Origin of the sequence: Pelagimonas phthalicica (assembly GCF_004364805.1) — a bacterium.
Taxonomy (GTDB): Bacteria; Pseudomonadota; Alphaproteobacteria; order Rhodobacterales; family Rhodobacteraceae; genus Pelagimonas; species Pelagimonas phthalicica.
Genome location: NZ_SOAP01000003.1, coordinates 186,248 through 203,836, shown reverse-complemented (window position 1 = coordinate 203,836; position 17,589 = coordinate 186,248). Strand labels below are relative to the sequence as shown.

Genomic DNA, 17,589 nt, shown 5'->3' with positions numbered 1-17,589 from the left:
TGACGGCTGAGGATTTCGGACGCGCAGGGCGCATTTCCGGCGTTGAGACACAACATAGACATGAAATGCCTGTGTTCAATGCGAAAGAAGGAAGCGGGCAAAGCTGTGCGATTGGCGCCCCATTGGCCTGAGCTGACTTGTCTTGCCCGGTCCAATGCCCAAGGCATCACAAGCAACAAGCCTGTTACCCTCCCAGATGGATGGCAGGCTACGCGCGGCATGGTAAGGCACTGGTGTGTCACGTTTATTTTCAAAACTCTGCCAACCTGCATCGCCCAGGGCACGAATGGTCAGCCCCTGCATATCAGGGCGAAAAACATACCACCTCTGGTCCCAAAGGCCGGGCGAGCCGACCGGTTTTTGGCAGGAAATCAGCGCTTTCTCTTCTCGAAAAATGCGCAGATTCTCGCGCTCTGCACGTATTTCGCAGCCATGCAGTGTGCCACCGCCCCCCGCCAATGCGCGATCCAACAGCTCTTCCAGCGGTGTCTCGCGGGGGCGATAGGGGTTCGTTGACACGTATTGCAGCGCGGCGGCGAGCAGGCGCAGTTGTGTGTCACGCTCCACACCGGCAAACCCGTCGCGGTTCAACAGCACGTCGCCAGTTGGGTGGCCATTGGCCGCGCCCTCGCTGCCAATCTCACGCCATACCTGACTAGCGCGCTGCGCCAAGGCCTCTTGCGCGCGGCGCAGGCGTTGGGCGGTTTCAGCCAACAGATCAACGCCCAATCCCAACGGCTCCAAATCGCGCAGCAGATGCCGCATTTTCACCCGGTCATATTTGCGATCTTCGTTAGAGGGGTCTTCCGCCCAAGGGGTTTTCAGAACCGTGATGTGGTGGCGCAGCTCTTGCCGGGTCATGGACAGGCAGGGGCGCAGGATTTCGTAGGACCTTTGGCCAGCGGATTGATCGGTTTGCGGCGGCAGGTCGCCCTGCACTTCATCAGCCCGCAACGCCTCTACTGGATCAGACGCCCGATACAGGCGCCGCTCTTGCATGGCCGATAGCCCCTCAACCCCCGATCCACGTTTCAATCGCATAAGAAAGGTCTCGGCCAGATCATCCTTGGTATGGGCCACCAACACGTGGCGCAAGGTGCCACGCCAGCGGTCAATCAGATCCAAGCGGGCTTTGCGCGCTTCGTCCTGCACATTGCCTTTGCCATCCCAATGCCAGCGCAAGGTTGCATGCTTGTGCCCCAACAGCGCGCATTCCTGCGCGACCATGGTCGCCTCATCGGCGCTTTCGGGGCGCAAGCCATGATCCACGGTCACAACCCACAGGGTCACCCCCCAAACCCGCGCCCAATTATGGGCAAGGGTCAGCATGGCCATGCTGTCTCCGCCGCCCGACACGGCCAGCGCGATATCACTTGGAAAATCAGGCCCCAGCAATTGGCCCATAGCATCGGCAAAGCGTTGATCGAGGCTGTTTTCAGCCCCTTTCATCGTCCCGCCCCCAGCGCCAGTCACTGGCAGCCAATCTCTGCCTTGCTGGCTTCGGCTTGGGCGATAAAGTCAGATCCGGGGTAGCGCGCGGCAACTTCGGACAGGGTCACGCAGGCCTCGGGGGCTGAACCAAGCGCGGCCAAAGACACGCCTAGACGCCAAAGCGCCTCGGGGGCCGAGTTATCTTCGGGAAAGCCGGAATAGGCGGTCAAGTAACGGCGCGCTGCTTCGCGCGTGTCGCCCTGCCCCTCAAGGGCGCGCCCCTCGCCGATCAAAGCCGCCACTTCTAGCGGGCCTTGGGGATAGGTTTCGCGGAACAGCGCGAACATCTGCGCCGCCCCGGCAAAATCCTGATCCGTCAGCGCTTTTTGCGCATCCAGAAAATCGGCTTCTTCGCTCACCGCCAATTCCCCCGCGCCCAAGGGCAAGCCATCGGTTGCAACGACCTGCGCGGGTGCCGGGGCTGGCGCGGCGGCCCCGCTGTCGCCCCCCAAAAGCGGCGTCTGACCGAGATTGCCAATGTCGCAGCCCGGTTCCAACTCGCATAACCGGAATTCCAGATCGCCCAGACGGTTGGTGCCATCCTTGACCACGCGGGAAATGCGGAATTCCAGCTCTTCGGCCTTGGCGGTGACACGTTGCAGCTGGGTCTCGATCGAGTTGATGCGTTCCAGCTGGTCACCGCTCAGCACCACGCCCGCCCCGCCTGTGGTGGACAACTCGCGTTGCAGTTTCGCTAGCTCAACCGACAAAACCACCATGTCCTGACGGATATCGGCCAGTGTCTCCTGGCTTTGCGCCGCAAGGGGCATGGCGAGGGCGATGGCCAGAACTGGCCCGAAAACACTGGATTTGCGCATGGGGTTCCCTTGTTTCTTGGCTGTGAATTAGCTGCTCAGCCCGGCGGAAAGGATGGTCACCGCACGTCGGTTCTTGGCATAACAGGCCTCAGCCGAACAGATTTCAAGTGGGCGTTCCTTGCCGTAGCTGACGAATTTCAGACGATTGGCCGACACGCCGCGCGACACAAGGTATTCCATCACCGCATTGGCGCGACGCGCACCTAGGGCAAGGTTGTATTCACGGGTGCCCTGTTCGTCGGCGTGACCTTCGATCACGGCCAAATAGTCGCTATTGCTGATCAGCCATTCTGCCTGACGATCCAAGGTCACACGGCCCTCGGCGCTAAGGGTGGATTGGTCAACAAGGAACAAGACACGATCGCCGATCCGCTGCTGGAAATGCGCCACCGAGGTCGGATCATCGGCGCTGCCGGGAACGATGCCAGGAACAGGAGCTGTTGCGCCAACACCTGCGCCATCATCACCCGAGCCGAAACGGTTAGGATTGGTACAGGCGGCAAGGCCCAGCGCGGCGACCAGCATGATGGTCTTTGGAAGAATGCTCATTTTGTCTCTCGTTCTGCTCTTGTGCTTATTGTGTGCTTGGCATTGTAGGTTGGCCGCAATCTAGCACAGCTCGGCCTTGGCGGGAATCCGCTTTGTTTTTATGTGCAAGCCGCCGCCCATCAGCTTACTGAAGCGGCCCCCAGCTTGGGTCCGATCCGCCGGCGGGGGTGCGCACGCGTTTCAGGTTGCGACCGGAAATATCCACGGAATACAAGGCCGAAGCCCCCTGCGCGCCTTGCGTTTCGCGGGCAAACATCAGCACACGACCATTCGGGGCCCATGTCGGGCCTTCGTCCAGAAAGCTGGCGGTCAGCAGGCGTTCCTCGGAACCATCGGTGCGCATCACGCCAATGTGAAAGCGACCCTGGTTCTGTTTGGTAAAGGCAATCAAGTCTCCGCGCGGCGACCAGACCGGCGTGCCATAGCGCCCTTGGCCAAAGCTGATCCGCGTGGCCTCGCCCCCGGCAGCGGGCATGATGTAAAGCTGCTGGGTGCCGCTGCGGTCGCTTTCAAAGACGATCTGGCTGCCATCGGGGCTATAGCTTGGCGCGGTTTCAATTGCGGGCGAGACCGACAAACGACGTGTCGCCCCACTGGCCACATCCATCGCCCAAATATCGGTATTGGACCCTTGGGTCAGCGAATAAACAACCGTGCGCCCATCGGGTGAAAAGCGCGGCGCAAAGCTCATCACGCCATCATTGGCCTGCAAGATGCGGCTTTGTACGTCACCCACGGTCAGCACATGCACGCGCGGAAAGCCGGTTTCATAGCTGGTATACAGCACCCGGTCGCCACCGGGTGAAAAGCGCGGGGCCAAAACGATGGATTGGCTGCCGGTCAGGTACTGTACATTGGACCCGTCATAATCCATGACGGCCAGACGTTTCTGACGTTCATTCTTGGGGCCGGTTTCCGAAACAAAAACAACGCGGCTATCGAAGTAAGGCGTCTCACCGGTCAGGCGGGCATAGACCTGATCCGCCACCTTATGCGCCAGACGCCGCCAGCCATCGGCGGTTGAGGCAAATTGCATCCCCTGCCCCAGCTCTTGGCCAGCAAACACATCCCAGACGCGGAATTTAACGATAATCCGCCCGCTTTCATCGGTGCTGACCGCGCCGGTGATCAGAGCCTGGGAATTCACCGCTTTCCAATCTGCAAACTGAACCGGCGCGCCAAAGCTGGAAATGCCCGAGATATGCGCATCACGCGGGATCTCGCGGAACAGCCCGGTGCCGGTCAGGTCTTCGGCAATCACCCGGCTGATATTTTCCGCATGGGTCATCGCCGCAGAAGTTTCGGGTACAAAATTCGGCACCGCATAGGGCATGGGTTCAACCACACCTTGGTCCAGCGTGAGCCGCAAAGGCTCTTGCGCCGTGACGAAACCGGGAAGAAGCGCCATGAGAAACGCAATCAACATGGGGATCAGGCGGGTCTGCATTCTGGGCTGCCTTCCTTGGGAACTGCTCGGTTCATTTTTCTCGCTCGCAGAGCGGTTAAGGCCACATTAGCCATATTTTCTTGCTGCACAAACACCCCGACGGGCCGAAATTGGCGGGGAATTGCGCATGACATCGCTCACCTCAACCGCATGGATGAGGGGTCAAAGGTCATTTCAACCTTCTTCCAGTGATCATATTTCTCAACTGGCAAGTCGTAGCCGCCATTCTGACAGCGCAGCACAGCACGGCGCGCAGATTGGAAGGCCGCCTCGGCAGCTGTTCCGCTTCCCCCGGTCGATGATAGCAATTTCAACGTGCTGGGCAGGACCTTGCCATCGCGGTCGAGCTCAAAGCCCAGGGTCACTGTGACATTGGCCGCCTGGCTGCCGACATCGACCACCCAGCAGGATTCCACCGCCAGTTTCAGCCCTTCCTTTTCGCCACGGGTTAGGGGCGGGCCGGATGGGGCATCTGCATCATCCCCTGCCGCCAAAGCCTCGGCCAGGGCGGCATTCAGCGCGTCATCGGTGCTTGGCGCGGAGTCTGGTTCCGGATCACCCAACGGTTCCGGTTCGGCGGCCGGGGCCGCCGCTGCAATGCTTTGCGGGCGGGCCTGAGGGCGCAGGGATTTGGTGACCGCACCCGATGGGTCTTCGGCCTCGGTGACGATTTCCGGCGCGGCCTCTTCTGGGGCCGTGGCCTCTTTGTTTTCTTCGGCCACATCCGGGCTTTCGACATCTGGCGATGCCGCCTGCTGCGTGTCTGGGGCGACAACCGTATCCGGCTCTGGTGGCGCGATGGCCTCGGGCGCAACGCGCGGCGCAGGGCGCGGTTTCGGTCGCAGCGACCGCGTTGGGGCCGCCGAGCTTGGCAATGGTGCCGGTTCCGGGGCCGGTGGCACATCCGGTTCTGGCTCTGGCGGGATCAGCACCGGAGGCGTGTCGGTCACATCTGCGGGCTGCGGCGGCGGCGGCACATCTGGCAATGGCTCGGGCGCAGGTGGCGTTGGGGCGGGTTGCGGCTCGGGTTGAACGGGCGGCTCTGGCGCGGGCTGAGGGGCTGGGGGTTCCGGCGTCGGCTCTGGCTCAGGGGGCGTCGCAGGCTGAACCGGCGCTGGCGCGGGTTGCTCCGGGGCCGGGCCGCTGGGTTCGGGCTGGGTAAGGGCGGCAAATTCCGCCTCAGAAATCACCGAGACATTGGCCACTTCCAATTCAGGCGGGTCGGCTTGGAACAAACCACCAAACAGCAACCATCCGATTGCCAGGGCATGCGCCCCACCTGATATGACCAATCCGCGCTGCATATCCGCGCCTTAATTGTCGTCGCCATTCAGGGCCGGGCCACCCACATCGGTCACCAGACCGATCGAGGAAAACCCGCCCGCGTTCAACGCTCCCATGATCTGGGCCACGTCCTCATAAGGGACCACCCCATCCGCACGCAGATAGACCCGATCATCGCTCCGCTCAGCGGCAATGGCGCGCAGGCGCGGGATCAACTCTTCGCGGGTGATTTCGGTGCTCTGGATCAGCACCGTGCCATCTGCCGCAATCGAGACGGTCAGCGGCTCCTCGGTTTCCTGAGGCAGGGCCTGCGCGGCGGTCTTGGGCAATTCCACCGGCACGCCAACGGTCAAAAGCGGGGCCGCGACCATGAAGATGATCAGCAGCACCAGCATGACATCCACAAACGGCGTGACATTGATTTCCGACATCGGCGCGGCCTTGCCCCTGCGCCCACGTCTGCGACGATTGCCCCCGCCGCCGCCATTTTTCATGACACCCGCGCCCATGGCTCAGCTGTCCAACTGGCGCGACAGGATGGTCGAGAACTCATCAGCAAAGCTTTCATAGCCTGCGATGATGCGGTCGCTATCCGCCGAAAACTTGTTGTAAAACACCACCGCCGGGATCGCAGCCATCAGACCCAGTCCCGTAGCCAAAAGCGCCTCGGCAATACCAGGGGCCACGACCACAAGCGAAGTGTTTTGCTGCTGCGCAATCTCGATAAAGGCGTTCATGATCCCGAACACGGTCCCGAACAGCCCGACAAAGGGCGCGGTTGAGCCCACCGTGGCCAACACCGGCAGCCCCTTTTGCAGGGCTTCACCCTCTTTCTGAATGGCCACATCCATGGAGCGATCAATCCGGCTTTGGGCATTGGCGATCAACTGACCATCATCGCGATGGCTGCGCCGCCACTCCATCATGCCCGCAGCAAAGACCCTCTCGGCCCGCCCCGATGGTTCCACCCCGATCTGGTCAAACAACTCATCCAGCGGCTCACCGGACCAGAACGCCTTGTCAAAAGCGTCGGCCTCTTTGCGGGCACGGCGATACGAGATGAACTTGTCAAAGATAATCGCCCAGGCCCAAACCGAGGCGACGATCAACAATAACATAACCAGTTTGACGGTAAGTGTGGCGCGCGCGAATAGACCCCACATGGAGAAGTCGATCTCCTGCGCCAGGGCAAGCGTTTCTGCTTCCATGAACCTGCTCTTTTCCTGTCCGGCCCCAATAAGGATTGTGTTTACGGGCTCTGATTAACAGCACTGTTAGCGTATTTGCAGGGGAAAGGCTACTCTTTGCGCGTCATATCGCGCATTTGCGGACAAACAGGCAGAACCTTGCCTTCAACACGCCACCTTCGCCCCTTCTCTGGGCCACAAATATCCCGGGGTGAATTGGAGCCCTCGGGCTCCAAGAGGGGCTGGCCCCTCACAAAATCCGTCGACGGATTTTGGATCCGCCCGCGGCTGGCGCAGCGGCCGTTAATGCACCTTGCGCCGCAATTTGGCGGGCAAGCGCGCGGGTTGACCGTCTTCATTCATGCAAACGGCTGTGACTTCGGCGCGAAACACAACCTCACCCTCGCGCAAAACCTCCTGCCCCATCACCAAACGCACCCCGGTCATCGCTCGCACCGTGGTCTGCACCTCAAGCTCGTCATCGAATTTGGCCGAGGCCAGGTAATCCGCCTCGATCCGGCGCACGACAAAGACGACCCCCTCTTCGCGCATGGCATTCTGATCCAGCCCCATTTCCTTGACCCAATCCGAGCGTGCCCGTTCGATGAATTTCAGATAATTGGCGTGATAAACAATCCCCGCCATATCGGTATCTTCGTAATAGACGCGAATAGGAAAACGGTGGGTCATGATGCGGCTCCGAAACTCTCCGCCAACCCATTGCAAAAAGGGGCTTCGGGTGCAACTGGTATGGCTGCAACAAATTGGACGAGTTGATGTGTGACTCTGTAGTGGCCGAATTTCGAGGCCGTGTGGCAAGATTTGAAATCAAAGCGCTTTTTGACGACGGGAAAAAGGTTCTTGACCCTTCGGAAATCTGGCGCATTGGCGAGGACCCGGAGCATTTGGTGCTGGGGCTGACCCTTTTTCAGGATGAAACCGATCAGGCGATCCGCGAACTTCGATTCACGCATGTTGAACAACTCAATGCCGTTGACCTTGTTCAACTGCACCACGTTTGGCTCGAAGTTCTCGATATCACATCACGCGGCTTTGAAACGGCCAAGTATGAAGTCCGCGATATCGAAGACACCACTTCATTCTACTGCAAATCCTACACCGTCACCTCATGACCGTTTTCGCCGACCACCTGCGCTGCGGCTGTGATAATCATTCGGTCGTTTACGTACCCAGGCGATGAATTTTTCCATACGCGGATGGGCCTGCAGCGCTTCAATCGTATTGTAATCTCGCGCCAGCTCGGCCTCGGTAAACGTCGCGTGGATCTCGGAATGGCAGATCTGGTGCAGCAAGACCACCGGCCCATTCTTGCCGCCCTTCAGACGCGGGATCAGGTGGTGCAGGCTTTGCTTGGCCCCGGATGGGATCGGACGGCCACAAAGCGGGCAAATGGGGTCACTCTCCGTCATCCTGCCCCTCCCTCTTGTGATTTCATCACCATAAGGGCAAGAGTTGGCAGGAAACCCACGCAGATCAAGGCCCGCGGAGCGATACAACATGAATTTTGACCTCGCCTCGCAGCCGGAATTTGTCCAGAACCTTGTCAGCTATGCGCTGCAAGGCTGGGACATTGCCAAGGGCTGGCTGCTTTCGCCTGCGGCCTGGTCGCAATTCGGGTTGCTGGTGGCCGCCTTTGCCGCCGCCTGGTTTCTGTCCAAACGCCTGCAACCTTTGCTGGAACGTTTCCTGACACCTGAGGATGGCAAAGTCTCGATCCTCGCCACCATCCGGCGGTTTTTCCTGATTTTTGTGCCGCTGCTGCTGCCGCTTTTGGCCTGGGCCTTTACCGGCATCGGCGAACAGGCCACCCGCGCGCTGTTTGGTTCGGGTGCTGTTATCGCCTTTGGTAAGCGCGTTTTCCTGCTGCTCGCCGCGCGTATTTTGGTGCGCGAGATCATCACGGATGGCTTCCTGCGCGTGCTTGGGCGTTTCATCCTGCTACCGATCATGGCGCTCTACACGCTGGGCCTGCTTGATCTTGCCACGGCACGGTTGAACGAGATGACCATCGCGCTTGGCAATATCGAGTTCACCGTCATGGCGGTGATCCGGGGCATAATCGCCGGGTCGATCCTGTTCTGGCTCGGGCGATGGTCCAATGATCAGACCGGCACCTATATCCACAAGCAAGAAGAGCTGCGCCCCGCTGCCCGCCAATTGGCCAGCAAAGCCGCCGAGCTGGTGATCTATGGCATCGCCTTTATCCTTTTGATGAGCATCATTGGCATCCCCCTCACCTCCTTGGCGGTTCTCTCCGGAGCGATTGGTGTTGGCCTCGGCTTTGGTCTGCAAAAGATCGCGTCGAACTACATTTCCGGCGTGATCCTGCTACTCGAAGGGCAGGCCACGGTTGGCGATTATGTCGAGCTGGACAATGGCATGTCGGGCACCATCGTGCAGACCACCGCCCGCGCCATGATCCTAGAGACCTTTGATGGCCGCTGGATCGTTGTCCCCAACGAGGATTTCATCACCACGCGGGTGATCAACTATTCCGATCAAGGCTCCTCCAACCGCTACGAAGTGCCGTTTTCGGTCAGCTACAAAACCGATATCAATGTGATCCCTGACATTATTGAAAACGCCGTCGCCAAACATCCCGCCGTGCTGAGCGACCCCTTTCCGCCAGATTGCGAATTCCGCGCCTTCGGCGAAAGCGGCGTTGAATTCGCGGTGGAATTCTGGGTGAATGGCATTGATGACGGGCGCTATAAATACAGCTCCGATGTCGGCTTTCTGATCTGGAACGCGCTCAAGGATAACGGCATCGAAATCCCCTACCCGCATCGCGTGGTGGAAATCCGCAACCAGAACACATGACACAGGCGCTGATCATTGGCGGCGGTCCGGCGGGGTTGATGGCGGCCGAAATGTTGCTGGATGGCGGGCATCAGGTGGTGCTGGCCGAGGCCAAACCGACCTTGGCGCGTAAATTCCTTATGGCGGGAAAATCCGGGCTGAACCTGTCCAAGATGGACCCGTTTGAACAATTCCTCGCGGCCTATCGCGCGGATGCCGAGCCGCTGCGCCCCATGCTGCAAGCGTTCGGACCGGAGGACGCGCGCGCCTGGGCCGAAGCCTTGGGGCAAGAGATGTTTACCGGCTCGACCGGGCGTCTTTTTCCCAAGGTGATGAAGGCCTCGCCGCTCTTGCGCGCCTGGATCACCCGACTTTCAAACAAGGGGCTGGAGATCAACCTGCGCTGGCGCTGGACCGACTGGCAGGGGGCGGATTTTCACTTCGACACGCCGGATGGGAGCCAGGTTCTGACGCCCGATGTGACCATCCTCGCCCTCGGCGGGGCAAGCTGGGCGCGGCTGGGCTCTGACGGTGCCTGGATCAGGCAATTTGTACAAAACGGGCTGGAAACTGTTACGTTTGCCCCGTCCAATGCTGGGCTGCTCGTCGACTGGTCGCCCTACATAGCCAAGCATTTCGGCAGCCCGATCAAAAACGCCCTGTTTCGCTGCGGCGATATGGAAAACCGGGGCGAGGCTGTGATCTCTTCCAAAGGGCTCGAAGGCGGCGGGATCTATCCGCTCTCTCCCGCGCTGCGCTCGGGATCGCCTTTGCATATCGATCTGTTTCCCCATCTCTCCGCCGCCGACCTACAAAAGCGTCTGGAAAAACCGCGCGGCAAACAAAGCCTGTCAAACTTTCTGCGCAAGACCCTGAAAATCCCCACGGCCACCTGGACCCTGATTTCCGAGGTCGCCCGCCCGCTCCCGTCCGCGCCATCCGAGCTGGCAGATCTGCTGAAAAACCTACCGATCCCGCATCAAGGGCTGCGCCCTGTGGACGAGGCGATTTCGACGACTGGCGGCGTACCCTGGGCGTCCCTAACGCCGGAATTGATGCTCAAAGACCGACCCGGCCTGTTCTGCGCAGGCGAAATGGTCGATTGGGACGCGCCAACGGGCGGGTATCTCTTGACGGCTTGCCTCGCCATGGGGCGATGGGCCGGGCTCCATGCCAGCCAATACCTAGACGATCACGGCGATACCGTCGAATAGGCCTCGGCCACGCCCAGAAACGTCTTGATATGCGGCAGGATGGTGACCGCGACAATGCCAACCAGTGCCCCGACGCCCAACCGGATTGGCGCGCCACCCAGTTTTGGGCCAGCCAAACCGAGCAGGCCACAAACACTGGCGTAAAAGCCCAAAGAAACCGGATCCATAATCCCCTCCGCGCATTCTGCTCCTGAAAACAGAACCAGTATAACGCAACGAGACTGGAATCGCGACATCTGCGGGATGGCGGGTGGGGCGTCGTGCCAAAGGCACGCGCGTCACCCCCTCCCGCAAATGCTTATTCAGCGGCGATTTTCTCGATAGCTTCCACGCGAACAGCCGAGAATTTGAATTCCGGGATTTTGCCATAGGGGTCAATCGCCGGGTTGGTCAGCACGTTGGCCGCCGCCTCCACATAGGCAAAGGGTACAAAGACCATATCCGGCGCAATGGCGCGATCTGCCCGCGCCATGATCTCGATCGAGCCACGCCGCGTGGTCAGGCGGATCATATCGCCCGGCTCCACCCCAAGGCCACGCAAAGTGCTTGGGTGCAGCGAACAGTTCGCCTCCGGCTCCACCGCATCCAACACCCGCGAGCGCCGCGTCATCGACCCGGTATGCCAATGCTCCAACTGCCGCCCTGTGGTCATGATCATCGGGAAGTCCGCATCCGGAGCCTCATCCGGCGCAATCACCGAGGCTGGCGTAAACTTCGCCCGCCCCTCCGCGCGTGGGAAGCCGTCGCCAAACACAATCGGCTGGCCCGGATCGGTCTCATGCAGCGACGGATAGGTGATGGTCTCGGTCTTGAGCCGCTCCCAGGTAATGTTGTCCAGCGATTTCATGTTCAGCTTCATCTCGGCAAAAACCTCGCTGACATCACTATAGTTCCAGTTCAGCCCGCAACGCTGCGCCAGTTCCACAGTCACGGCCCAATCCTCGCGCGCCTCAGCGGGCGGCGGCACGGCGGGGCGCACCCGCTGCACCTGACGGTTGGTGTTCGACACGGTGCCGTTCTTTTCATAAAGCGCGCTGGCAGGCAGGATCACATCCGCATAATTCGCGGTTTCGGTCAAAAAGATATCCTGCACCACCATGACCTCAAGCTTGGCAAAGGCATCGCGGGCGTGTTCCACATCCGGGTCGGACATGGCCGGGTTTTCACCCTGAATATACATGCCCTTGATATTGCCCGCATAAACCTCGTCCACGATCTCGGTGACGGTCAGGCCTTTTTCATTGCTGAAATCATCGCTGTCCCAAACCTCGGTAAAGGCCTGACGCACGCCGTCATCGGTCACGCTTTGATAATCGGGCAGGAACATCGGGATCAGCCCGGCGTCGGACGCGCCCTGCACATTGTTCTGCCCCCGCAGCGGGTGCAGACCTGCACCTGGCTTGCCGACATTGCCGGTCATCAGCGCAAGCGAGATCAGGCAGCGGGAGTTATCCGTGCCATGAATGTGCTGCGACACGCCCATGCCCCAGAAAATCAAACCGGCCTTGGCCCCCGCAAAGGTACGCGCCACGCGGCGCAGCTGCTCTGGCTCAATCCCGCAGATTTCCGACATGGCCTCAGGGGTGAACTGCGCCAGATGCTGTTTCTCGGCTTCCCAATTCTCGGTGTATTTGTCGATATAGGCCTGATCATATAGGCCCTCTTCGACGATCACATTCATGATCGCATTCAGCATCGACACATCCGCGCCGGGGCGGAATTGCAGCATTTCATCGGCAAAGCGGCGCATGCCAACCCCGCGCGGATCCATCACGATCAGCTTGCCACCGCGCTTGGTGAACTGCTTGAAATAGGTCGCCGCAACGGGGTGGTTTTCAATCGGGTTGGCCCCGATGATGATCGCCACATCGGCATTCTCGATCTCGTTAAAGGTCGCGGTCACCGCGCCCGAACCAACGTTTTCGATCAGCGCCGAAACGGACGAGGCATGGCACAGCCGCGTGCAGTGATCGACATTGTTATGCTTAAAGCCCTGACGGATGAATTTCTGGAACAGATAGGCTTCTTCATTGGTGCATTTGGCGCTGCCAAACCCCGCAACCGACCGCCCACCATGGGTGTCGCGCAACCCGGTCAGGCCCTTAGCGGCAACCTCCAGCGCCTCATCCCAAGATGCTTCGCGGAAATGCGTGTCAAGATTGCCGGGATCGACATTCAACCCCTTGGCCGGCGCATCGTCGCGGCGGATCAGCGGCTTGGTCAGGCGATGCGGGTGGTGGATGTAGTCAAAGCCAAAGCGGCCCTTGACGCAAAGCCGCCCTTCATTTGCCGGGCCATTGATGCCCTCGACATATTTGACCTTGCCATCCTTTACCTTGAGCGAGACCTTGCAGCCCACGCCGCAGAATGGGCAGACGCTTTCGGTCTCAGAGTCGAAATCCTTGCTATCCCCCACCTCTTGCGCGTCCAAAACGGTGGCAGGCATCAAGGCCCCGGTCGGGCAAGCCTGCACACATTCGCCACAAGCCACACAGGTCGAGGCCCCCATCGGGTCGGCCATGTCAAACGTCGGATAGGAATCGTGGCCACGCCCGGCCATGCCGATCACGTCATTGACCTGCACTTCGCGGCAGGCGCGCACGCATAACCCACATTGAATGCAAGCATCCAGATTGACCCGCATCGCAACATGGCTGTCATCCAGCAGCGGAATGCGTTCGGGTTCAATCGTCGGGAAACGGCTCTCTTCGACACCGTTCTCTTCGGCCATGTCCCAGAGATGGCTGGATTTGTCATGAGCCGCCTCGCGCTCTGGCTGATCTGCCAGCAACAGCTCCATCACCATCTTGCGCGCGTTTTCAGCGCGGGCATTGTTGGTGGTGACCACCATGCCCTCGCTGGGTTCACGGATACAAGAGGCCGCCAGCGTGCGCTCGCCCTCGATCTCGACCATACAGGCGCGACAATTGCCATCCGGGCGATAGCCGGGCGCAGGCTTGTGGCACAGATGCGGGATCTTCAGGCCGCGGCCATTGGCCACTTCCCAAATGGTCATTCCCTTTTCTGCTTCGACTGTCTGGCCATCAAGCTGGAATCGAATTTTGTCGGACATGCGCGTTCCCTCCGGTCTTGGCCCCTATCTAGACCATTTCCCCACCCAAAAGTGTAAGCCATTCCCGACACCTTCGCAGTGATTTGCGCCGCGCTTGGTTTCCGATGATGATCAAAAACATCGCAAGCGCGTCGCGCCGCTCTGGACCTTGCCAAAAGACAGGCCTAGCTTGCCCAAAAACGAGAGGAGCTGGCATGGCGATCGGCAAGACAATCCGCACCTATTTCAACGGCAGCTGGCAGGACGGTGACGCCATGGTCATGCGCGCCGCTGATCATGGCATGTGGCTGGGCAGTTCAGTCTTTGATGGCGCGCGGATGGTCAACGGAATGACACCGGATCTGGACGCCCATTGCGCCCGCACCAATCGTTCAGCCGAGGCGCTGATAATCAAACCGACCGTCTCCACCGATGAGATGGTCGAGATTGCCCTTGAAGGGCTGAAAGGTTTTGCGCCCGGCGCTGCCGTTTACATCCGCCCGATGTATTGGGCGATCCATGGCGATGCGACGGCGATTGTCCCGACCCCTGACGAAACCGGATTTGCCATCAGCCTCGAAGAGGTGCCAATGGCCCCAGAAAGCGCCAGCACCACGCTGGGCTATACCCGTTTTCGCCGCCCCGTGCTGGAAAGCTCCGTTGTGAACGCCAAGGCGGGCTGCCTCTATCCCAACAATGCCCGCATGTTGGCCGAGGTTCGCGCACGCGGCTTTGGCAATGCGCTGGTGGCCGATGCGCTTGGCAATGTCGCCGAAAGCGCGACCGCCAATGTGTTCATGGTCAAAGATGGAGAGGTCTTTACCCCCGTGGCCAACGGCACTTTCCTCGCCGGGATCACCCGCGCGCGCCACATCACCAACTTGTTGGCCGATGGTGTCACAGTTCATGAATCCGTGCTGAGCTTTGACGATTTCAAAGATGCGGATGAGGTGTTTTTGTCGGGCAATATGAACAAAGTCACCCCGGTGACCGGGATCGAAGACCGCTCATATCAGGTTGGCCCCGTCACCCGCCGCGTGCGCGAAATGTATTGGGATTGGGCGGCCTCTGCCTAGGGTCAGGACCCATTAATTCACAACGCTCAGTTCGCCAGATTTTGTTCCAGACCAGGCATATGCCCGCAGGAATAGTGGTTCTATTTCAAGGGTATATAACGCAGGCTGGGGCAAAATCCGGTGAACCCGTCGCGCCAGAGGCGCGCCAATACCAGTTGGCCTCCCTTCGGGAGGACGGGCATGGAGAAATACATGCTCTCAGCGGCTCGACTTTCTTGCCAAGGCAACCAGCCTTGTCTGCGAAAATCAAACCTCTGATAACACGTATTTTTCCATGCTGAGCATTGTGAATTAATGGGTCCTGACCCTAGGGACCAAACAACCCATCGCGTTTTGAACGCTTGCCAGTGACGTGAACCAAAGGCATGATCCATTCGGATAGGGAGTTTTAGATGCGCAAGTTTCTCGTTGTTCTGGATGACAGCCGCGAATGCCTCAACGCAATGCGCTTTGCCGCGATGCGCGCCGCCAATACAGGCGGAGGCGTGGCGATCCTGTCGGTGATTCCCCCGGATGAGTTCAATCACTGGATCGGGGTTGGCGCAGTGATGCGCGAAGAGGCGCGCGAACGCATTCACGCCCATTTCGAGGTTTTCGCCAAGTGGATGCGCGACAAACAAGGGGTCGACCCCGAGCTGGTGATCCGCGAAGGCGATGCTGTGCCGGAAATCATTGCCCATGTGAATTCTGATCCCGAAGTTGGTGTTCTGGTTCTGGGGGCCGCCACCGATCGCAAAGGCCCCGGGCCGATCATCAGCCATATCACCCGCAATTTTGGTGCTTTGCCCATTCCAGTCACCATCGTCCCCGGTGACATGTCCAAAGAACGGCTCGAAGCGATCACCTGACATGCCGATGCCCTGGAGCTATCGCCATGCTGGCAAGGAATGGCGCGGTTTTCTCGACGACGCCAAAGACCAGCTGGGAACCACCTCAGACAACGTGACCTATACCGTGGCCGAAGGCGTTTTTCGCGCCTTTCGCAGCCGCTTGACCACGCAACAAGCACTGGACTTTGCGCAGATCCTTCCGACAACACTGCGCGCCCTTTTTGTGCAGGATTGGCAGATCGCAGAACCCCAGCCTTGGGCAGACCCGGAGACCTATCTGCGAGAAACGCGCGATTTGCGAAAGCATCACAATCTCGCGCCTGAGAACGCGCTTTTTGCTGTGTCCTTTGCCCTGCACCGCGCTATTCAGCCCGCCGAATTGACCCGTGCCTTAGACAAGATCGCGCCAGAGGCGGTTGCCTTTTGGCATCTCGAAAATGTCGATCCTGCCGAGCTTGGCCCCCGATTTCGGTGAGCTGGATCAAAGACCTCGCCGCCGCTATTCGTTAACCTTTGCCGGAAAGGAGGCCCCTATGCCTGCCACCTGCAAAGCCGAGCTTCGCGCCGTTGCCGACAAGGAATTTGCCAAGCTGCAAAAGCTGTTGGATCAAATACCTGACGACCTTGCCCTCACTCCGGATAGCGACGGGATCACACCCAAAGATATCATTGCCCATCGCGCCCATTGGATCGCGCTGTTTCTGGGCTGGTATCACGCCGGTCAAGCGGGTCTTGCTGTCGAAATCCCCGCCCCCGGTTACAAATGGAACGAGCTGAAACGCTACAATGCCGATCTGCGCGCGGCCCAACAGGATATCAGCTGGCCCGAGGCCTGCGCGATGTTATGGGCGTGGCATTTATGTTGGTTGGGGCTGATCGACGATTTGGATGACTCTGCCCTTTATGGCGGGCCGATGAAAGGTGGTAACAACAAATGGACAACCGGCCGTTGGGCTGAGGCCGCCGCCCCTTCGCATTACCGATCTGCCGCAAAATACCTAAGGCAGCGGCTGAAAGCGAATCAATCGGCCCGGTAAGACGATAAAATCACTCAGCAATAAGATTAGAACAATTCTAAACCTTGACCTTCGCCCTTACGAAGCGCATATTTTCACCGAGACCAGAAAAGGCGCATCCCAAATGTTCATTCAGACAGAATCAACTCCGAACCCAGCCACGCTGAAATTCCTGCCCGGCCTGACCGTGCTGGAAATGGGCACCGCCGATTTTCCAACCGCCGACGCCGCCGCGGCCTCGCCTCTTGCGCAGCGCTTGTTTGCGGTTGATGGCGTTGCGGGCGTGTTCTTTGGCAATGATTTTGTCACCGTCACCAAGGGCGACGACATTGATTGGGATCACCTGAAACCGTCGATCCTTGGCGCGATCATGGAGCATTTCCAATCCGGTCAGCCGGTGATGGCGGATGGTGCCACACAAGCCGGTGGTCATGCGGATCATGACGGTGAGGATGGCGAAATTGTTGGTCAAATCAAGGAATTGCTCGACAGCCGAGTGCGCCCGGCTGTGGCGCAGGATGGCGGCGACATCACCTTTCACGGGTTTGATCGCGGCGTGGTTTACCTGCACATGCAAGGGGCCTGCGCCGGTTGCCCCAGCTCGACCCTGACGCTGAAAATGGGCATCGAAAACCTGCTGCGTCACTACATTCCCGAAGTGACCGAAGTGCGTCCGGTCGCCGTGTAACAGCACTTACCAATCGCACCACTGCAAAAGTAAAGGCCCCCCATTGCGGTGGCCTTTTTCTTTGCAGCCCGCGTTTGCGCCCCTTGTTTTCCGTGGCTGAGACCGGCAGAGACAGGT

The 17,589-nt window shown here is 59.5% G+C and carries 19 protein-coding genes; 8 read left to right on the top strand and 11 right to left on the bottom strand.

What is annotated here, in order from left to right:
* Nucleotides 1–75: 75 nt before the first annotated feature.
* From tilS to ybgC, 8 genes are all read right to left on the bottom strand, one after another.
* Nucleotides 76–1,449 (bottom strand): tRNA lysidine(34) synthetase TilS, encoded by a 1,374-nt coding sequence (gene tilS / locus CLV87_RS19120; protein WP_099248748.1) that lies wholly within the window; start codon nucleotides 1,447–1,449, stop codon nucleotides 76–78.
* A 20-nt stretch (nucleotides 1,450–1,469) separates the two neighbouring features.
* The gene (locus CLV87_RS19115) at nucleotides 1,470–2,309 is read right to left on the bottom strand and encodes a tetratricopeptide repeat protein (protein WP_099248747.1); all 840 of its coding nucleotides are present in this window, start codon (nucleotides 2,307–2,309) and stop codon (nucleotides 1,470–1,472) included.
* Between the two features lie 27 nt (nucleotides 2,310–2,336).
* On the bottom strand, nucleotides 2,337–2,858 hold the full coding sequence (gene pal / locus CLV87_RS19110; protein WP_099248746.1) for a peptidoglycan-associated lipoprotein Pal: 522 nt from the start codon (nucleotides 2,856–2,858) through the stop codon (nucleotides 2,337–2,339).
* 124 nt (nucleotides 2,859–2,982) lie between these two features.
* The gene (gene tolB, locus CLV87_RS19105; RefSeq protein ID WP_099249344.1) at nucleotides 2,983–4,284 is read right to left on the bottom strand and encodes a Tol-Pal system beta propeller repeat protein TolB; all 1,302 of its coding nucleotides are present in this window, start codon (nucleotides 4,282–4,284) and stop codon (nucleotides 2,983–2,985) included.
* Between the two features lie 158 nt (nucleotides 4,285–4,442).
* Nucleotides 4,443–5,609 carry a cell envelope biogenesis protein TolA gene (locus tag CLV87_RS19100; protein ID WP_099248745.1) on the bottom strand — a complete coding sequence of 389 codons (1,167 nt, stop codon included), beginning with the start codon at nucleotides 5,607–5,609 and terminating at the stop codon, nucleotides 4,443–4,445.
* A gap of 9 nt (nucleotides 5,610–5,618) precedes the next feature.
* Entirely contained in the window at nucleotides 5,619–6,098 is a 480-nt protein-coding gene (gene tolR / locus CLV87_RS19095) for a protein TolR (RefSeq protein WP_099248744.1), read from the bottom strand.
* Nucleotides 6,099–6,101: 3 nt separating this feature from the next.
* The gene (gene tolQ, locus CLV87_RS19090; protein ID WP_099248742.1) at nucleotides 6,102–6,797 is read right to left on the bottom strand and encodes a protein TolQ; all 696 of its coding nucleotides are present in this window, start codon (nucleotides 6,795–6,797) and stop codon (nucleotides 6,102–6,104) included.
* A 282-nt stretch (nucleotides 6,798–7,079) separates the two neighbouring features.
* Complete coding sequence (gene ybgC / locus CLV87_RS19085; protein ID WP_099248739.1) at nucleotides 7,080–7,466, bottom strand: tol-pal system-associated acyl-CoA thioesterase; 387 nt, start codon at nucleotides 7,464–7,466, stop codon at nucleotides 7,080–7,082.
* Nucleotides 7,467–7,552: 86 nt separating this feature from the next.
* Between ybgC and CLV87_RS19080 the strand changes: the two genes are divergently transcribed.
* Nucleotides 7,553–7,909: a hypothetical protein gene (locus CLV87_RS19080; RefSeq protein WP_133840847.1), complete on the top strand. Its 357-nt coding sequence runs from the start codon at nucleotides 7,553–7,555 to the stop codon at nucleotides 7,907–7,909.
* On the opposite strand, the gene CLV87_RS19075 is transcribed toward CLV87_RS19080, so the two are convergent.
* Nucleotides 7,904–8,206, bottom strand: a complete 303-nt coding sequence (locus CLV87_RS19075; protein ID WP_099249342.1) for an HNH endonuclease — start codon at nucleotides 8,204–8,206, stop codon at nucleotides 7,904–7,906. The two genes, CLV87_RS19080 and CLV87_RS19075, sit on opposite strands and share 6 nt — an antisense overlap.
* Before the next feature lie 88 nt (nucleotides 8,207–8,294).
* Between CLV87_RS19075 and CLV87_RS19070 the strand changes: the two genes are divergently transcribed.
* Both CLV87_RS19070 and CLV87_RS19065 read left to right on the top strand, forming a co-directional pair.
* Nucleotides 8,295–9,617, top strand: coding sequence for a mechanosensitive ion channel family protein (locus tag CLV87_RS19070; RefSeq protein ID WP_099248735.1), 1,323 nt, complete (start codon nucleotides 8,295–8,297; stop codon nucleotides 9,615–9,617).
* Nucleotides 9,614–10,810, top strand: a complete 1,197-nt coding sequence (locus CLV87_RS19065; protein ID WP_099248733.1) for a TIGR03862 family flavoprotein — start codon at nucleotides 9,614–9,616, stop codon at nucleotides 10,808–10,810. The genes CLV87_RS19070 and CLV87_RS19065 overlap by 4 nt, the downstream gene beginning before the upstream one ends.
* On the opposite strand, the gene CLV87_RS19060 is transcribed toward CLV87_RS19065, so the two are convergent.
* Both CLV87_RS19060 and fdhF read right to left on the bottom strand, forming a co-directional pair.
* Complete coding sequence (locus tag CLV87_RS19060) at nucleotides 10,789–10,977, bottom strand: hypothetical protein (RefSeq protein WP_099248731.1); 189 nt, start codon at nucleotides 10,975–10,977, stop codon at nucleotides 10,789–10,791. The genes CLV87_RS19065 and CLV87_RS19060 overlap by 22 nt on opposite strands.
* 131 nt (nucleotides 10,978–11,108) lie before the next feature.
* Nucleotides 11,109–13,883 (bottom strand): formate dehydrogenase subunit alpha, encoded by a 2,775-nt coding sequence (gene fdhF / locus CLV87_RS19055; RefSeq protein WP_099248729.1) that lies wholly within the window; start codon nucleotides 13,881–13,883, stop codon nucleotides 11,109–11,111.
* A 194-nt stretch (nucleotides 13,884–14,077) separates the two neighbouring features.
* Between fdhF and CLV87_RS19050 the strand changes: the two genes are divergently transcribed.
* From CLV87_RS19050 to CLV87_RS19030, 5 genes are all read left to right on the top strand, one after another.
* Nucleotides 14,078–14,938, top strand: coding sequence for a branched-chain amino acid aminotransferase (locus CLV87_RS19050; protein WP_099248727.1), 861 nt, complete (start codon nucleotides 14,078–14,080; stop codon nucleotides 14,936–14,938).
* Between the two features lie 392 nt (nucleotides 14,939–15,330).
* A complete protein-coding gene (locus CLV87_RS19045) occupies nucleotides 15,331–15,786 on the top strand; it encodes a universal stress protein (protein ID WP_099248725.1) in 456 nt (151 codons plus the stop codon).
* Nucleotide 15,787: 1 nt separating this feature from the next.
* Complete coding sequence (locus CLV87_RS19040; protein ID WP_099248723.1) at nucleotides 15,788–16,243, top strand: DUF2267 domain-containing protein; 456 nt, start codon at nucleotides 15,788–15,790, stop codon at nucleotides 16,241–16,243.
* A gap of 58 nt (nucleotides 16,244–16,301) precedes the next feature.
* Nucleotides 16,302–16,805, top strand: a complete 504-nt coding sequence (locus CLV87_RS19035; RefSeq protein ID WP_099249340.1) for a ClbS/DfsB family four-helix bundle protein — start codon at nucleotides 16,302–16,304, stop codon at nucleotides 16,803–16,805.
* Between the two features lie 103 nt (nucleotides 16,806–16,908).
* Nucleotides 16,909–17,472, top strand: coding sequence for a NifU family protein (locus tag CLV87_RS19030; RefSeq protein WP_099248721.1), 564 nt, complete (start codon nucleotides 16,909–16,911; stop codon nucleotides 17,470–17,472).
* Nucleotides 17,473–17,589 lie beyond the last annotated feature (117 nt).

Excerpts from the sequence above, each read along its gene's own strand:
- CLV87_RS19045 (WP_099248725.1), top strand. The coding sequence starts at position 15,331 with ATGCGCAAGTTTCTCGTTGTTCTGGATGACAGCCGCGAATGCCTCAAC.
- CLV87_RS19060 (WP_099248731.1), bottom strand. The coding sequence starts at position 10,977 with ATGGATCCGGTTTCTTTGGGCTTTTACGCCAGTGTTTGTGGCCTGCTC.
- CLV87_RS19040 (WP_099248723.1), top strand. The coding sequence starts at position 15,788 with ATGCCGATGCCCTGGAGCTATCGCCATGCTGGCAAGGAATGGCGCGGT.
- tolQ (WP_099248742.1), bottom strand. The coding sequence starts at position 6,797 with ATGGAAGCAGAAACGCTTGCCCTGGCGCAGGAGATCGACTTCTCCATG.
- tolB (WP_099249344.1), bottom strand. The coding sequence starts at position 4,284 with ATGTTGATTGCGTTTCTCATGGCGCTTCTTCCCGGTTTCGTCACGGCG.
- CLV87_RS19070 (WP_099248735.1), top strand. The coding sequence starts at position 8,295 with ATGAATTTTGACCTCGCCTCGCAGCCGGAATTTGTCCAGAACCTTGTC.
- CLV87_RS19100 (WP_099248745.1), bottom strand. The coding sequence starts at position 5,609 with ATGCAGCGCGGATTGGTCATATCAGGTGGGGCGCATGCCCTGGCAATC.
- CLV87_RS19115 (WP_099248747.1), bottom strand. The coding sequence starts at position 2,309 with ATGCGCAAATCCAGTGTTTTCGGGCCAGTTCTGGCCATCGCCCTCGCC.
- ybgC (WP_099248739.1), bottom strand. The coding sequence starts at position 7,466 with ATGACCCACCGTTTTCCTATTCGCGTCTATTACGAAGATACCGATATG.
- CLV87_RS19065 (WP_099248733.1), top strand. The coding sequence starts at position 9,614 with ATGACACAGGCGCTGATCATTGGCGGCGGTCCGGCGGGGTTGATGGCG.
- CLV87_RS19080 (WP_133840847.1), top strand. The coding sequence starts at position 7,553 with ATGTGTGACTCTGTAGTGGCCGAATTTCGAGGCCGTGTGGCAAGATTT.
- CLV87_RS19050 (WP_099248727.1), top strand. The coding sequence starts at position 14,078 with ATGGCGATCGGCAAGACAATCCGCACCTATTTCAACGGCAGCTGGCAG.
- CLV87_RS19035 (WP_099249340.1), top strand. The coding sequence starts at position 16,302 with ATGCCTGCCACCTGCAAAGCCGAGCTTCGCGCCGTTGCCGACAAGGAA.
- tolR (WP_099248744.1), bottom strand. The coding sequence starts at position 6,098 with ATGGGCGCGGGTGTCATGAAAAATGGCGGCGGCGGGGGCAATCGTCGC.
- CLV87_RS19030 (WP_099248721.1), top strand. The coding sequence starts at position 16,909 with ATGTTCATTCAGACAGAATCAACTCCGAACCCAGCCACGCTGAAATTC.
- pal (WP_099248746.1), bottom strand. The coding sequence starts at position 2,858 with ATGAGCATTCTTCCAAAGACCATCATGCTGGTCGCCGCGCTGGGCCTT.
- fdhF (WP_099248729.1), bottom strand. The coding sequence starts at position 13,883 with ATGTCCGACAAAATTCGATTCCAGCTTGATGGCCAGACAGTCGAAGCA.
- tilS (WP_099248748.1), bottom strand. The coding sequence starts at position 1,449 with ATGAAAGGGGCTGAAAACAGCCTCGATCAACGCTTTGCCGATGCTATG.
- CLV87_RS19075 (WP_099249342.1), bottom strand. The coding sequence starts at position 8,206 with ATGACGGAGAGTGACCCCATTTGCCCGCTTTGTGGCCGTCCGATCCCA.